Source organism: Oscillospiraceae bacterium, from assembly GCA_015068525.1.
Classification (GTDB): domain Bacteria; phylum Bacillota; class Clostridia; order UMGS1840; family HGM11507; genus SIG450.
On the sequence record SVKJ01000008.1, the window covers coordinates 42249 to 59101 of the forward strand.

Consider the following 16853-nt stretch of genomic DNA (forward strand, 5'->3'; position numbering starts at 1 on the left):
GCAGGGAATATACGATATTTCCAAGACTTTTAACGATATTATATCAAAAATTTACAATTTAAAAACGCGTTCGGATAACTTTCCGACGGCTAGGGGGATTACTTATGAAAAGAGTTGTTTGCATTGCACTTATCTTAATTTTGGCATCGGCTAATTTAACCGCTTACGGTTTTGTTTATCCGACTTATGAAGGGGTAAATAAAAATGAGGTTACATATACTGAAAGGATAAATATTGTTTTTGATAATTCGGGGCATGAGTATGTTGAAACAATGTTTCAGAATGTTTTGATGGCATCTGCTGTTTCTGAAAATACAAAAATTTGGATTTATCCTGTTGCAGGTCAGCAGGAACCAATTTTAGTTGAGCCATCGGGTGCGTTTTCTGATAAATATTATAATCTTTATTCTAAATCAAGTAATGAGTTTAAGGCAGAAAACATATATGAAAAGGCACTTAACGATTTAAAAAACGATACCAGTGTATCTAAAAAAAGACTTATTCTTATGCCTGGCGAAAATGTAGCACAGATAAGAAGTGAGTTTAATTATGTTTATTTAGAAAATTATATGGCGTCCAACCCTGATATTTTATTTTCTATGTTTTATAACGGTAGCTATATGCTTAATGTTCCTTCTTATCGTAAATATTCAAACTATGAATGTGTAGACGATAAAGATTTCCACGAATTTATGCTTTTGCAGAATGGTTACTCTCTATGTGAAGCAATTTTTAATGAACAGGAAAGTGTTGTTAAAATCGAAAAGGGAAGTGCAGGGAACAACATTGCCATTTTTGCTAAAGGCTATAAAACAAGAAGAGCGAATGTTGACGGAACCCGTAAAGACGTAGATTTAGACCTTTTTATAAGCGGATGTTTGTTAAATACTGAGGGTTATGAAACATATAAGGCTAAATCAAAGGTTAAGGGAGTTTCTTTAAGTTATAATAACTTCTCAATGAAATATGATTCCAACTATAATGCTTCTTATGCTTTGTTTACTTTAGACGGAACAACCATTAACCCTCTTGAAGATGATTTATATATACCTGTAATAAATGCAAATTCAGTCACTGTATACTATAGAAACCAAAAAGGTGCAGGGGTATGCTCAGAGAATACTGTTTATAAAAATGATGTTGACAAGAAAATTTTTAATATTAATGCACCACAGGAAGATGCAGTTTCTAAGGAAGAAAGTTCAGGAACAGGACTTTTAACTAAACCGTTTAGTTCAACTGCGCAATCGGAAGAAACAGGCGTTAAAAAAGTTCTTTCGATAGTTTTGGGGATTTTGGGTACTGTACTCGGGTTAATTATCAGACTTATAAAATTAGCAATATTTGTATTTATTATTCTTCTTATTTTTGTTCCTAAAGTAAGAAGTTATGTTCAACTTAAAATTTTAAGTTCGAAATTCGCACCGTATTATGAAAAACTTGTTATAAAAGTAAAGAAGATAATTTCAGATATAGTTGGTGCAGGTGTTAAAATCAAAGGTGCGACCGATATGCAGGGTGACTATGTATTCATTTCCAAGGCAAGTGCAGATATGGGACTTCCTAACAACAGAGTTGCACTTGTTGTAAAAGAACTTGAAAAAAGAGGAATAAAATGCTGGCTTTCGGAAACAGGTATTAAGGCAGGCGATAACTATAATGCAGTTCTTCCTCTTGCTATAAGAAGTTGTAAAATGTTCTTGCTCTTTATATCGCCTATGTCAGTAAAATCTTCGGATGTTGTTTCGGAAATCGGCACGGCTAAAGAGTATAAAAAACCTATAGTTCCTGTTCAGATAGAACAGTTTGACTTGTTTAAAATGTATTCCGACTGGGCATATATGTTAAAACAGTACCAGAAAACAGACTTGTTCTCATCAAAAGAAGAAGATGTAAAAGCAATATGCGACCAGATTGTAGAAGCATATAATAAAATATAAAGAAAAGGATTATAAAATGACTCATTTAAAAGAAATATTTTCTCAAATGGAACTTGAGTTGAACGACTTACAGGAAGAACAATTTAATAAATATACCGATTTGTTAATAGATTATAATAAAAAAGTTAATCTTACATCTATTTTAGAGCCTTCCCAGATTAATTTAAAACATTATCTTGACAGTGTTCTTCCTGTCCATACAGGATGTTTTAAAGATGGTATGAAAGTAATTGATGTCGGATGCGGAGCAGGCTTTCCGTCAGTTCCCTTAAAAATTTATATGCCGTCTTTAAAATTCACCTTGCTTGATTCTTTAAACAAAAGAATAAACTTTTTAAATATTTTAACAGATGAACTTGATTTGTCTGAAATTCTGACAGTTCATTCCCGTGCGGAAGATGCAGGGCATAACGAAGAATTCAGGGAAAAATACGATATTTGTGTTGCACGTGCTGTTGCGCCTTTAAATGTGTTAATGGAATATTGCACACCTTTTGTAAAAGTGGGAGGATTCTTTATTGCATTAAAAGGAAAAGACGGAGAGGCAGAACTTGAAAGTTCAAAAAAAGCAATGGAAATTCTTAATGTAAAACTTTTTGATACTTTGGAATTTACTCTTCCGGGAACGGATAACCAAAGAAAAATATATGTCTTTAAAAAAGTTTCACCAACCCCTAAAAAGTATCCAAGACAAGCAGGGAAACCTACGAAATCTCCGTTGTAGACAAGGGTATGGCACTTTTTGAAAGAATTTGACGAACGATTTTTCTTTACAAATTGGAAAAAAATGGATATAATAACACTGTACCAATTAAAAAAGGCGGTGTTATTTTTTTATGTTAAATATTTTACCTGAAATAGTTACGGACAAGCCTCGTCTTATATTCATAAATCCTGACAGGATTGTACCTAACAAATATCAGCCGAGAAAAGAATTTGACGAATCCAAACTTTATGAGTTGTCCCAGTCGATTAAGGAACATGGAATATTGCAACCACTTACTGTTAAACAGATAGAAAAAGATTTATACGAACTTATAGCAGGAGAAAGACGATTAAGAGCCGCAAAACTTATTGGACTTACAACTGTTCCTGTAATTGTTAAAAAATTCTCGCACGAAGAGTCAATGGTTTTATCCATTATAGAGAATATTCAAAGACATGATTTAAGTTATTTTGAAGAAGCACAAAGTTACAGAAAACTTATTGAAGAATGTCATCTTACTCAGGAGGAACTTGCAAAAAAACTTGGAAAAACACAGTCGACTGTTGCAAATAAATTAAGACTTTTAAAATTGGAACCCGACCTAAGAACTATGGTATATGAAAATAATCTTACCGAAAGGCATGCCCGCTCAATATTAAAACTTGAGGACAGGGAACTGAGAGAAAAAGCAATAAACGAGATTATATCGAAAAATCTTAATGTTGCCCAAACTGAAAGTTTAGTTTTAACTTTGCTTGGAGAGGTAAGAAAAGAAGGAAAGAAAAATAACACTAAACTGCGATGTATAAGCCTTTTTAAAGATTTAAGAATTTTCTCAAGTACGATAAATCAGACTGTTGATTTAATTAAACAGTCGGGTCTTATGGTTAAATCAAATAAAAAAGAAACCGAAGACTTTATTGAATATGTTATTAGAGTAGACAAAAATCTACCTAATAGATAAATCAGGGAATGTAAAAAAGTATGAATCGCAAAAAGTAGGGAACGACCTATGTGTCGTTCCGATGAAAACATCACATTATGAATAGTATATAATATTGTGTTGTAATAAAAAATCTTTAAAATTAAATTCTTTTTGCTATGAACTAACTTAGTACGCCTTCGGATAGCTCTCCGACGGCTAACCCAAAGCAAGACTTTGGCTAAGTTTATCCATTTCAAACATTTTTTCCTATTCCCTATAAAACCCCCATTCTCCATTATCCTGTAAAAGATGCATCCCCTTGAACTGTTGGATAACTCTCCGATAGTTAGTATCTTAAGAAGATGGCATAATCCCCTTGACCGTTTGTGTGAAAACATTTACGGTAATGTCCATTTTTATTTACAGGAAAAAATCTATTTTGCAAAAAGCCCGGACTTAATAAAAGTTCGGGTTTTTTGCATAAATTATCAAAAATATGAGAAAAAATAATTTATATTAAAATTTTTAAAAAAGACTTTATTTTTGGAAAAAAATAGTGTATAATTATTGTGATATATTATAGTAGGGGAGATTTTTTTTAAATCTCAAACTACAAAAAAATGAGAGGAGATACTACAATGACAAAAAATCAAGCAGTATTAAACTGGTTAGAAGAAATGAAAACTCTTTGTAATCCTGATAAAGTTGTTTGGATTACAGGAGAAGAAGCACAGCTTGAAGCTTTAAGAGAAGAAGCATGTGCTACAGGAGAAATGATTAAATTAAATCAGGAAAAATTACCTGGTTGTTACTATCACAGAACAGCAGAAAATGACGTTGCGCGTGTTGAAGCGAGAACATTTATCTGCACACCTACAAAAGAAGAAGCAGGTCCTATCAATAACTGGATGGATCCAAAAGAAATGTATGCAAAATTAAACAAACTTTATGACAACTCAATGGCTGGAAGAACTATGTATGTTATTCCTTATTCAATGGGTCCTGTTGGTTCACCATTCTCTAAAATAGGTATAGAACTTACTGACAGTATCTACGTTGTACTTAATATGGCTATTATGACAAGAGTTGGAACACCTGTTATGGAATCTTTAGGGGAAAATCCTGATTTCGTTAAATGTTTACATGCTAAAAAAGATGTTGATCCTGAAGAAAGATATATCGTTCAGTTCCCACAGGACAAAACAATTATGTCAGTTAACTCTGCTTACGGCGGAAATGTTTTACTTGGTAAAAAATGTTTTGCTCTACGTATTGCTTCATACCTTGGTATGCAGGAAGGCTGGATGGCTGAACATATGCTTATCTTAGGACTTGAAAATCCTCAGGGCGAAGTTAAATATATCTGTGCAGCATTCCCATCTGCATGTGGTAAAACAAACCTTGCTATGTTAATTCCACCTGAATACTTAAAAGAAAAAGGTTACAAAGTATGGACAGTTGGGGACGATATCGCATGGTTAAGAATTGGTCCTGACGGAAGATTATACGCTATAAACCCTGAAGCAGGTTTCTTCGGTGTTGCTCCTGGTACAAGTGTTAAAACAAACTTTAACGCTTTAGAAGCAACAAAGAAAAATACAATCTTTACAAATGTTGCTATAAACAATGAAGACAATACAGTTTGGTGGGAAGGTTTAGATAAAAATCCTCCTGTAGATGCTACAGAATGGAAAGGTGCTAAAGTTAACGGTCCTGAATTTATTGAAGCAGGAAACAACCTTGCACATCCTAACTCAAGATTTACTGCTCCAGCAGTTAACTGCCCTTGCATTTCTTCTGAATTTGAAAATCCAATGGGCGTTCCTGTATCAGCAATCGTATTTGGCGGAAGACGTGCTAAGTGTGCTCCACTTGTATACCAGTCAAGAGATTGGGAACATGGTACATTTGTTGGTGCTACAATGGCTTCTGAAACAACTGCTGCTGCAACAGGTGCAGTTGGTGTTGTAAGACGTGACCCAATGGCTATGAAACCATTCGTTGGATACAATATGGCAACTTATTGGCAGCACTGGTTAGATATGGGTAAAAAATTAGGCGACAAAGCACCTAAAATCTTCCATGTTAACTGGTTCAGAAAAGACGAAAACAATAACTTTATGTGGCCTGGATTTGGCGATAATATGAGAGTTCTTAACTGGATTTTAGACAGATGCGACGGAAAAGTTGGCGCTAAAGAATGTGCTATCGGTTACGTTCCTGACGTTAAAGATATCGACGTTAATGGTCTTGATATGACAACTGAAGAAATCGAAGCATTGCTTTCAATTGATAATGAAGTATGGCTTGAAGATGTTGAAAACATCAAAGAATACTTTGCTCAGTTCGGTAACGACCTACCAAAAGAAATGGCAGACCAGTTAGCAACACTTGAAAACAACTTAAAATAGTATTTAATTGTATGATTATAAAAAATGCTCAAAAGGATTTTTCCTTTTGAGCATTTTTGTATAACGAAAACCACCAAAAAGAGGACAGTCCCCATTTTGGTGGTTTGATATTATGCGTTAAAAAAACAAATGTTCAATTAGTATTTTCGTACCCATTAAAATAAGAATAACTCCGCCTGCAAATTCTGCTTTTTGTTTATATTTTGTGCCGAATATATTCCCGATTTTTACTCCAAGCATAGAAAGTATGAAAGTTGTAACTCCGATAATTGTGACAGCAGATACAATATCTACCGATAAGAATGCAAATGTAACACCGACTGCAAGAGCATCAATACTTGTAGCAATTGCTAAGGTTACCATAGTTTTAAATTTCAGAGAATTATCGGTTTCGCATGAGGAGTCAGACGATTCTTTTATCATATTCATACCGATTGCAAATAATAGCACAAATGATATCCAGTGGTCAAAGGACACTATGTAGTCTTTGAAGTTTATCCCTAAAAAGTAGCCTGCAAGTGGCATCAAAGCCTGAAAAAGTCCAAAGTATAGCCCTACAATGAGAGGTGCTTTAAGTGACAATTTTTTAATGGATAAGCCTTTGCAAACAGAAACTGCAAAGGCATCCATTGAGAGTCCTATTCCAATTATGAAAAATTCTATAAATGTCAAGATATATCAATCCTTTTTTTAATATAGAAATATTATACAACACCACAGACTAAAAGTCAATTTATAAAAGCCTCTATATATTCTAAATCTATGTTTTTATGAAGGCTTAAATTTATGCCGTTGGCAATTATTTTTGACATATTTTCAATTAGTTTGTCGATTTCTTTTGGTGTAACAAAAAAATCTTTGCCTATTTCGGTTTTTTCTATCTTGGGATAAATAAATTTAGCAATAGAAAAAAGGTCAACAACAGTAGGAACACCTATTGCAATAACAGGAGTGTTAAGGCTTTTTTGACTGATTTCTTTACGGTTGTTTGAAACTCCCGAACCGGGATTTATGCCTGTATCTGTTATTTGAATTGTTGTAGAAATTCTTTTTGGGGAAGATGATGCGAGTGCATCTATTACAATTATTAAATCAGGCTTTAATTTTTTGGCAATTGCCGATATAATATCATTTGTTTCTATCCCTGTTATTCCAAGTACGCCTGGAGATAATGCACTGACAGGGATAATATCATCATCTAAATGTTTTGGCATATATTCTTTTATATGTCTTGTTACCATAATTTTTGATATAACTTTCGGACCCAAAGAGTCTGATGTAATACCTGCATTTCCGAGTCCGACTATGAGAACATTATTAAAATCTGTTTCTTTTTTCATTTTTATAAGTTCGTCTTTTAAAATGTAACTTGACTTATTTAAGAATTCGGGAGAGAGCATTTTAAAATATTCACTTTCAATTGTGGTATATCTTCCTACTGGTTTATTTATTTTCTTTGCTGTTATTTCATCTGAAATTTCAACCTCAGTAATTAAAATGTCCCCTTTTTTATTTTCTTTAACACTTATTCCGGGTATCTCTTTATTTTTCCCGACATACATTTCTCTTGCTTCGAGTGCGAGGTCGGTTCTTATATTCATACTTTTTTCCTCCTTAGGCACTCGGGAGTTGAACCCCTTATGCCTTAAACTTGTTAAATTTTAACCTTTTTAACTTGGCGTCCTCGTAAGGCGTCAGCCTGACATCGTCCTTCGCATTAAAAATCTTAGAAATTTCCCTGCATTTAAGGTCTAAGAGTTTAAAATCAAGAAATTTTGTTTTAGACAAAGAAATTTCAAGGATAATACTTTCGTATATTCGTAGGAATTTCTGCAGTATTAAGCGAAATTTCTAATTTTAAACCATAAGGTGTTCGACTTCCGAGTGCCTAAGCAGATGCGTTAGTATCCAAACTCGTTTCTTGTCGGATTTTTTCGCTACTGCATCGTTAAAATACTCGCAAATATGTTAATATTCGTTCCGTTTTTGCCTCGCATTAACAAAAAAATCCAGACAATAAATTCAAGGAACCATAAACCTTTTAAATTCGAGATTTTTTTAGACGGAAGATTTCGATAATACGAGGTATATCGGAAGCGACAACGACAAAAAAGCCGGATTTTAAAGGTTTTGGCGGGTTCGGATATTAACGCATCTGCTTATGTTAAATATTCTTTAATGATATTTTTGCAGTTTTTAATAAAAAATATGAAAAAAAATGAAAAATCTCTTGACAATTGAGGGTGTTTAATATTATAATAGTATCTGCAAGTTTATCGAAAAGTCGGAGGTGAGTAATTTGCCAAACATTAAATCTGCTAAAAAAAGAGTTAAAGTTATCAAAACTAAAACACTTAGAAATCAGATGCTTAAATCAAATTTAAAAACAATTATCAAGAAATTTGAAGTTGCAGTTAATGGAGATGACAAAGCAAAGGCAACTGAAGCATTAAATGCAGCAGTTAAAAGAATTGACCAGGCAGTTGCAAAAGGTATTTTAAAGAAAAATACTGCAAGCAGAAAAAAATCTCAATTAGCATGTAAGTTAAATAAGATGTCTGTTTAGTTTTTTAAAATATGATTTCTGAGGCGTGTATATTATATACGCCTTTTTTGCGTTATAGAAATATTTTGTTTTAAAAATATACATTGGTATTATTGACATATATTGCCATTATGTGATAAAATAATAAGGAATATAAATTATAAAAAACGGAGGAATTAATTATGTCAAACAAATATGCCGGTACTCAAACCGAAAAAAATTTAGAAGCTGCTTTTGCAGGAGAATCTCAGGCAAGAAATAAATATACTTATTTTGCATCTAAAGCAAAAAAAGAGGGATTTGAGCAGATTGCGGCTTTGTTTTTAAAAACTGCTGATAATGAAAAAGAACATGCTAAAATGTGGTTTAAAGAACTTCATGGCATAGGGGATACTGCTTCTAATTTAAAAGATGCTGCTGATGGCGAAAACTATGAATGGACAGATATGTACGATGGTTTTGCTAAAACTGCTGATGAAGAAGGATTTCCTGAACTTGCAAGAAAATTCCGTCTTGTTGCCGCTATTGAAAAACATCACGAAGAAAGATACAGAAAATTACTTTCAAATGTTGAAATGGCAGAAGTTTTTGAAAAGAGTGAAGTTAAAGTATGGGAATGCAGAAACTGTGGTCATATCGTAGTAGGAACAAAAGCACCTGAAGTTTGTCCTACATGTGATCATCCTAAGGCTTATTTCGAACTTCACTTGGAAAACTACTAATAATGTTTGCCCAATGGGGGCAAACGTGATATTTTTGCAAAGCAAAAGTTATATATTTATTTTGTAAATGTGATATGTGCTAAAGCACGTGATATATTTGACATTGGCAAATGTTAATGACGCAAAAGATGCCATTCGGCCTTTTGCGTTTTTTAACAGGTATAAAAGAATAATATTTAAAAACTGCTTACACCAAAAATGTAAGCAGTTTTTATATGTGTATTTAGTTTTACAAACTGCGTCAGCAATAGAACTGTTCGTAAGAACAATACAACTGCGCAAGCAATATAACTGTTCGCAAGAACAATATAACTGCCCGCAAGGGCAATAGAACTGCCCGCAAGGGCAATATAACTTGCTGAAGGCAAATAAAACTTTTAGTATGCCACGCCTTGCCATTTCATAGCGTCATATACTTTTAAGAAACCTGCAACGTTAGCACCTACAACAAGGTTGCCTTCGCATCCGCATTCTACCGATGCGTTATAAGTGTTTGCAAATATATTTTTCATAATACCTTTAAGTTTTGCGTCAACTTCTTCAAATGACCATGAAAGTCTTTGAGAGTTCTGGCTCATTTCCAAACCTGATGTAGCAACACCGCCTGCATTTGCTGCTTTTGCAGGACCAAATAAAATTCCGTTTGATAAGAATGTGTGAACTGCTTCAGGAGTTGATGGCATATTTGCACCTTCTGCTACTGCAAAACATCCATTTTTAACAAGTGCTTCTGCACCATCTTTGTCAAGTTCATTCTGAGTTGCACAAGGAAGAGCGATATCACATTTTACAGTCCATATTCCTTTGCAGCCTTCGGTGTAAACTGCGTCTTTTTTGTAATTTACATATTCTGAAATTCTCTTTCTTTCAACTTCTTTGATTTTCTTAACAAGTTCTAAATCGATTCCGTCTTTATCATATATGTAACCGTTAGAGTCAGACATTGCAACAACTTTTGCTCCAAGTTCGTATGCTTTTTCACAAGCATAAATTGCAACATTACCTGAACCTGAAATAACAACGGTTTTTCCTTCAAATGATTTACCGTTTTTCTTTAACATTTCATCAGTAAAGTAGCAAAGACCATAACCTGTTGCTTCTTTTCTTGCAAGTGAACCGCCATAAGTCAAACCTTTACCTGTAAGAACTCCTGTAAATTCGTTCTGAAGTCTTTTGTATTGACCGAACATAAAGCCGATTTCTCTTGCTCCAACACCGATATCTCCTGCAGGAACATCAGTATCTGCTCCGATATGTTTTGAAAGTTCAGTCATAAAACTCTGGCAGAATCTCATAATTTCGTTATCAGATTTTCCTTTAGGATCAAAATCGGAGCCACCTTTTCCTCCACCCATAGGTAAACCTGTAAGTGAGTTTTTAAATGTCTGTTCAAAACCTAAGAACTTGATAACGCTTAAGTTAACTGACGGATGGAATCTGATACCGCCTTTGTATGGACCTATTGCAGAGTTGAACTGAACTCTGTAACCTCTGTTAACCTGAACGTTACCGTTGTCGTCAACCCACGGAACTCTAAATATAATTGTTCTTTCAGGCTCAACCATTCTGTCGATAACCCCTGTTTTTTCCATTTCAGGATTTTTGTTAACAATTGGTTCTAAAGATTCTAATACTTCACCAACAGCCTGTAAAAATTCTGGTTCAGTACTGTCTTTCTTGGCAACTGAATTATAAATTCCCAAAAGATACTCGTTTTTTAAATTCATTTTTATCTCCTCCATATAAACTATATGCTGTAATTATACTATATTTTACTGCTGATTGCAATAATTTTGTTAAAAAAATTCATAACAGGACAGGTTTTATCACAAACTGTCTTTTTAGGAATGTTAAATGAAATATTTGTATTTTAAAATTTCAAAAACATTTGTATTTTTTTGTTGAAAAAATATTGAAAAAAATTTTTAATATTTTTGTAAAAAAAGTATTGATTTTTTATAAGAAAAATGATATATTTTTAATATAAGTGGTTCGAAAATGCATTAAAGTGGTGGAAAGTGGTTTTGAAAGAGGGGTGAAAATTTGTTTTACGGACAAAACAGACATGCTATAGACCCTAAGGGAAGAATAATATTTCCAACTAAATACAGAGAGGAACTTGGCGAGTATTTTTATGTTACCCGCGGGCTTTCTAACTGTCTTTTTGTGTATCCGGAAAACGAATGGAAAAAACTTGAAGACCAACTTCGTTCACTGCCTATGAGTTCAGCAGGTAATATCCAGAGATTCTTTTTCAACAATACTGAAAAGGTTTCTTGTGATAAACAGGGAAGAGTTTTACTTGCAGGTCATTTGAAAGAATATGCATCTTTAAAAAAGGATGTAGTTATCGCAGGGGTAAGCAATCGTCTTGAAATATGGGACGCTGAAGAATTTGACAAGATGAACAGTCTTGATAATATGAATGTTGACGAAATTACCGCTCAGATGGAGACTTTAGGAATATGATGTTTTACCATAAACCCATTATGCCCTCAGAGTGTATAGAAGGTCTTAATATAAAAAAGGACGGAATATATGTTGATGCTACTTTAGGTGGCGGAGGTCACAGTCTTTTAATAGGAGAGAAACTTTCAAAAAAAGGAACTTTAATCGGGATTGACAGGGATAAAGATGCCTTGAAAGCCGCGGGTGAAAGGCTTAGCGATTTAAAATGCAAAGTTATTTTAGTTCATTCGAATTACAGCGAAATAAAGAATATATTAAAAGATTTAAAAATAGAAAAAGTTGACGGCATTCTTGCTGATTTAGGAGTATCTTCTTACCAACTTGATAATAAAGACAGAGGGTTTTCCTATCGTTTTGATTCTCCTCTTGATATGAGAATGAATCAGGAGGACAGCCTTACTGCAAAAGATATTGTAAATAACTATGAGTTTTCGGAACTGTTAAGAATAATAAGGGACTACGGGGAAGAAAAATTTGCTTACAATATCGCAAAGAATATTGTTAAAAGAAGAGAACAAAAACCGATTGAAACAACGTTTGAACTTGTGGATATAATAAACAGTTCAATGCCTGCAAAAATTGCGTTAAAAGGTCCGCATAAAGCGAAAAGGACTTTCCAGGCAATAAGAATAGAAGTAAATCAGGAACTTGCACTTTTAAAAAACTCGGTAGAAGATTTCTTTTATTCACTTAAAGTAGGAGGAAGGTTATGTGTGATAACTTTTCACTCTCTTGAAGACAGAACGGTCAAAAATGTTTTTAATGATTACATAAAAGGGTGTATATGCCCGAAAGATTTCCCTGTATGTGTGTGTGGGAACACACCAAAAGGGAAACTGATTACAAAAAAACCTCTTACTGCAGATGAAAACGAGGTTTTAGAAAATTTACGTTCGACAAGTGCTAAACTTAGAATAATAGAAAAGGTGGAGGATTATGAGGTATAACAGGACAAGTCTTGCTTACAAAGTAGAAGAATATAGTGAAGTAGACACTTTGGTTAAAGAAGCAAAGAAAGAAAATACCAAAAAGAATAAGAACTCAACGCTTTTTATGTTTATTTGTATAGTATATATGATTTCAATAGTTGCATCACTGCTTATTAAAACAGCAACTATAACCGAGCAGAGAGCAGAACTTACTGCTATTAAAAGTGAATATAATGAAATTCTTAATATAAATAAGAAGATGGAAGTTGATATAAATTCCCAGATAGATTTAAGAAAAGTTGAAGAGATTGCAATTGCGAAACTGAATATGAATCAACCGAAAAAAAGTCAGATTGTCTACATAACAACAGAGCCTAAAGATTATGGCGAAGTTATGGCGGGGGAAACAGGCAAAAGGAAAGATGGTAATATTTTTGCATCTTTGATTAAATCTTTAAATGGATATTTTGCATATTCTAACTAACTTAGAACATATAAATTGTAGGGGAATGAAATCATTCCCCTAATTCTAATTTATATACCCGCAAAAACTGATATAAAGTGAAAGCGTATTTTAAGAAGGAGTATTTATCGTGGCGAAAACAACTAATAAAACAAAAAAAAGAATAATATCCGCTTTTTCTTTTATTGTTGTGATGTTTTTAATTCTTGCATGCCGTCTTTGTTATCTTACGGTAGTTAAAGGCGATGAATACAAGAAACTGGCTATTGAACAACAAACAAGGGACCGACTTATTACGCCTAAAAGGGGAACGATTTATGACAGGAACAATAAACCTCTTGCAGTAAGTGCATCAGTTGAAACTGTTAGTATTTCTCCTGTTACAGTTCGTAACTCCGATAAAAAAGATGAAACAGCGTCAACACTTTCTCAAATACTTGGAATTGAACTTGAAACAGTTAAAGCAAAAATAGAGAAAAACTCTTCCTATGAGATAATAAAAAAGAAAGTTGAGAAAGAACAAGCAGATAAAATAAGAGAAAAAAGACTTCCCGGTGTATATCTTGATGAAGATACAAAGAGATATTATCCTAATGGGAACTTTGCATCTCATGTTATCGGATTTACAGGTGTTGATAATCAGGGACTTTGGGGCATAGAAATGATATATGACTCGGTTTTAAGGGGAAAATCGGGAAGAATAGTTACTGCCAAAAGTGCAGACGGAAATGAAATGCCTTATAAATACGAGAGATATTATAATCCTGAAGACGGAACAAATATAGTTCTTACTATTGACCAGACCATGCAGCATTTTTTGGAAAAGCATCTGGAAACTGCTGTTATTGACAATAAAATAAATAATGGTGCAGCAGGAATTATTATGGATATAAAAACAGGTGAAATTCTTGCTATGGCAACAAAACCTGACTTTGACCTTAATAATCCGTTTACTTTGAATTCAGAAACAAAAAAAGCAGAAATAGCTTCTGTCGCTGATAAAGAACAAAGGCTTAAAAAAGAAAGTGATGCACTGTCTTTAATGTGGAGAAATAAAGCAGTTGTTGACAGTTATGAACCGGGTTCCACTTTTAAAATTATAATGTCAGCAATAGGACTTGAAACAGGGAAATTAAATCTTAACGATATGTTCAACTGTGTAGGTTATAAACAAGTCGGAGGATATCGTATCCATTGTTGGAAAGAAGTGGGGCATGGTGTTCAGAACTTTGTAGAGGGCATAAAAAATTCCTGTAACCCTGTATTTATGGAAATAGGAGAGAGAATAGGCAAAGAAGATTTTTATAAATTTTACAAAGCGTTTGGTTTTACTGAAACAACAGGTATTGAATTAAACGGAGAAACTTCCGGTTTGTTCTTTACTCCTGAAAGATTTAATACAACAGAACTTGCGACATCTTCATTCGGTCAGGGATTTCAGATAACACCTCTGCAAATGATAACAGCAGTATCATCGGTTGCAAATAAAGGTAAACTTTTAAGACCGTTTTTAGTAAAAAAATATATTGATGATGACGGAAATGTTTTAAAAGAGTTTAAAACTGAAGTTGTAAGGCAGGTTATAAGCGAGGAAACAAGCAAACTTTTATGTCAGGTGCTTGAAAATGTTGTAACCGACGGTAGTGGTAAGAGTGCCTTTATTAAAGGTTATCATATAGCAGGGAAAACAGGTACCAGTGAAAAACTTCCGCGTGGTAACGGAAAATATGTAGCGTCATTTGCTGGCTTTGCGCCTGCAAATGACCCGCAGATTGCGTGTCTTCTTATTCTTGATGAGCCGGAAGGCGGTCAGTATATGGGCGGTATTATTGCTGCTCCTGTTGTAAAAAGGATAATGGAAGATTGTTTAAGATATTTAGGCGGTGAACCGGATCTTACCGAAGAAGAAAAGGAACATGAATATACAGTTCCTAATGTAATAGGGCAACCGGTTGAAACAGCAAGACAAATGTTAAATTATACATCACTTAAGTATAAAATTGAAGGGAAAGGCGAAGTTGTTCTTGACCAGGTTCCAAAAGCAAATGTAGTTGTTGCAGAATCTGCTACGGTAATATTATATACCGAAGAAAGAGATGAGGAAGAAAAAGTTGTTGTACCGGAACTTTATGGTCTTACTTACAACGAAGCCGTAAAAAAACTTGGCGAGTCAGGTCTTACCATAAAAGCAAATGGAATAGAAAATGATGATGGTAGCAAAAAATGCGTATCTCAAAATCCACCGTCAGGCCATTTTGTGGACCCTTCAAGTGAAATTTATGTTGAGTTTAAATAAGAAGGAATGAAAAATGTTACTTAATGAATTACTTACAAGTATTGAATATTTAAGTTATTCGGGTGAAAACAACGTCGAGATAACGGGCATAGCTTTTGACTCAAGAGAAGTAAAACCGGGTAATCTTTTTGTGTGCATAAAAGGTTATGAAAGCGATGGGCATAAGTATGCAAAAAGTGCTGTTGAAAAAGGTGCTTCGGCAATTGTTTTTGAAAATGATGTAGAGTGTGATATACCGAAAATCAAAGTCGCAAATTCGAGAAAAGCGTTAAGTTACCTTTCTGCTTGTTTTTACGATTATCCATCCAAAAAAATGCAGATAATCGGTATTACAGGAACAAATGGTAAAACTACATCTACTTATTTAATAAAAGGTATTTTAGAGGCTTGCGGGTATAAGGTTGGGCTAATCGGTACAAATCAAAATATGATAGGTGACAAAGTAATAGAAACGTCCAAAACAACTCCTGACTGTCTGGAACTTAATATGCTTTTATCCGATATGGTAAAAGAAAAGGTGAATTTTGTTGTAATGGAGGTTTCCTCGCACTCCTTATATCTTGACAGAGTGGCTGAAATTGATTTTAAAGTGGGAGCAATATCAAATGTTACGCAAGACCATCTTGATTTTCATAAGACTTTAGAGGCATACCGTGACGCAAAAAGTATTTTGTTTGAAAAAAGTGAAATATCAGTTCTTAATACAGACGATTCATCCTATAAATATATGAAAAACAAAGCAAAAGGCAAAGTCATATCGTATGGTGTTGGAAACGGAGATGTTAAAGCAGATGACCTGTTCTTAAACAGTAACGGGATATCATACAGCGTGTCTTTCGGCGAGGACAGTGCAAGGATTTTTGTGGGAATACCGGGTAAATTCAATGTCTACAACTCTCTTCTTGCAATAAGTGTTGCTTTAAGTCTTGGAATTCCTATGCCGTTTATCAGAATGGCTCTTAAAAATCAAAAAGGAGTTAAAGGACGCCTTGAAGTATTGGATACCGATACTGACTATTCAGTTATAATAGACTATGCTCATACCCCTGACGGACTTATGAATGTTATAGAAACAATTAATGAGTTTAAAAAGGCACGTCTTATCACAGTATTTGGTTGTGGAGGAGACAGGGATAATAAGAAAAGAAGTATAATGGGAGAAATTGCAACAAAGAATTCTGATTTTACCATTATAACTTCGGATAATCCTCGTACCGAAGACCCTATGAAAATTATTGATGATATTTTAAAAGGGGCTGTGGGCGAAAATTACAAGGTAATAGAAAACAGAAAAGAAGCAATTGCTTATGCACTTGAAATTGCAAAACCTGAAGATATAGTTCTTCTTGCAGGAAAAGGGCATGAAACCTACCAGATTTTAAATACAGGAAAAATTCACTTTGATGAAAGGGAAGTTGTTGCCGAAATTTTAAAAAGGGGTTAAATA

Annotated in this window: 14 protein-coding genes; 11 read left to right on the forward strand and 3 right to left on the reverse strand. The window is 33.9% G+C overall.

Annotated elements, in window-relative coordinates:
* Window positions 1-104: 104 nt before the first annotated feature.
* From E7419_04175 to E7419_04190, 4 genes are all read left to right on the forward strand, one after another.
* Entirely contained in the window at window positions 105-1940 is a 1836-nt protein-coding gene (locus E7419_04175) for a toll/interleukin-1 receptor domain-containing protein (GenBank protein MBE7014388.1), read from the forward strand.
* 16 nt (window positions 1941-1956) lie between these two features.
* On the forward strand, window positions 1957-2664 hold the full coding sequence (gene rsmG / locus E7419_04180) for a 16S rRNA (guanine(527)-N(7))-methyltransferase RsmG (GenBank protein ID MBE7014389.1): 708 nt from the start codon (window positions 1957-1959) through the stop codon (window positions 2662-2664).
* Between the two features lie 133 nt (window positions 2665-2797).
* Window positions 2798-3610, forward strand: a complete 813-nt coding sequence (locus E7419_04185; GenBank protein MBE7014390.1) for a ParB/RepB/Spo0J family partition protein — start codon at window positions 2798-2800, stop codon at window positions 3608-3610.
* A gap of 599 nt (window positions 3611-4209) precedes the next feature.
* On the forward strand, window positions 4210-5982 hold the full coding sequence (locus tag E7419_04190; GenBank protein ID MBE7014391.1) for a phosphoenolpyruvate carboxykinase (GTP): 1773 nt from the start codon (window positions 4210-4212) through the stop codon (window positions 5980-5982).
* Between the two features lie 117 nt (window positions 5983-6099).
* Here the strand turns inward: E7419_04190 and E7419_04195 are convergent, their stop codons facing one another.
* On the reverse strand, window positions 6100-6654 hold the full coding sequence (locus E7419_04195) for a manganese efflux pump (GenBank protein MBE7014392.1): 555 nt from the start codon (window positions 6652-6654) through the stop codon (window positions 6100-6102).
* Window positions 6655-6710: 56 nt separating this feature from the next.
* Window positions 6711-7583, reverse strand: coding sequence for a GPR endopeptidase (locus E7419_04200; protein ID MBE7014393.1), 873 nt, complete (start codon window positions 7581-7583; stop codon window positions 6711-6713).
* 698 nt (window positions 7584-8281) lie between these two features.
* On the opposite strand from E7419_04200, the gene rpsT reads away from it, so the two are divergent.
* Together rpsT and E7419_04210 are read left to right on the forward strand one after the other, a co-directional pair.
* On the forward strand, window positions 8282-8548 hold the full coding sequence (gene rpsT / locus E7419_04205; GenBank protein MBE7014394.1) for a 30S ribosomal protein S20: 267 nt from the start codon (window positions 8282-8284) through the stop codon (window positions 8546-8548).
* 161 nt (window positions 8549-8709) lie between these two features.
* A complete protein-coding gene (locus E7419_04210) occupies window positions 8710-9249 on the forward strand; it encodes a rubrerythrin family protein (GenBank protein ID MBE7014395.1) in 540 nt (179 codons plus the stop codon).
* A 377-nt stretch (window positions 9250-9626) separates the two neighbouring features.
* Here E7419_04210 and E7419_04215 read toward each other — a convergent pair whose 3' ends face one another.
* Entirely contained in the window at window positions 9627-10976 is a 1350-nt protein-coding gene (locus E7419_04215; protein ID MBE7014396.1) for an NADP-specific glutamate dehydrogenase, read from the reverse strand.
* Window positions 10977-11292: 316 nt separating this feature from the next.
* Here E7419_04215 and mraZ point away from each other — a divergent pair, with 316 nt between their 5' ends.
* From mraZ to E7419_04240, 5 genes are all read left to right on the forward strand, one after another.
* On the forward strand, window positions 11293-11718 hold the full coding sequence (mraZ, locus tag E7419_04220; protein ID MBE7014397.1) for a division/cell wall cluster transcriptional repressor MraZ: 426 nt from the start codon (window positions 11293-11295) through the stop codon (window positions 11716-11718).
* On the forward strand, window positions 11715-12665 hold the full coding sequence (rsmH, locus tag E7419_04225) for a 16S rRNA (cytosine(1402)-N(4))-methyltransferase RsmH (protein MBE7014398.1): 951 nt from the start codon (window positions 11715-11717) through the stop codon (window positions 12663-12665). The genes mraZ and rsmH overlap by 4 nt, the downstream gene beginning before the upstream one ends.
* Window positions 12655-13131 (forward strand): hypothetical protein, encoded by a 477-nt coding sequence (locus E7419_04230; GenBank protein ID MBE7014399.1) that lies wholly within the window; start codon window positions 12655-12657, stop codon window positions 13129-13131. Before rsmH ends, E7419_04230 begins: the two co-directional genes overlap by 11 nt.
* 109 nt (window positions 13132-13240) lie before the next feature.
* Window positions 13241-15406 carry a PASTA domain-containing protein gene (locus tag E7419_04235; GenBank protein MBE7014400.1) on the forward strand — a complete coding sequence of 722 codons (2166 nt, stop codon included), beginning with the start codon at window positions 13241-13243 and terminating at the stop codon, window positions 15404-15406.
* 13 nt (window positions 15407-15419) lie between these two features.
* Window positions 15420-16850, forward strand: a complete 1431-nt coding sequence (locus E7419_04240) for a UDP-N-acetylmuramoyl-L-alanyl-D-glutamate--2,6-diaminopimelate ligase (GenBank protein ID MBE7014401.1) — start codon at window positions 15420-15422, stop codon at window positions 16848-16850.
* Window positions 16851-16853 lie beyond the last annotated feature (3 nt).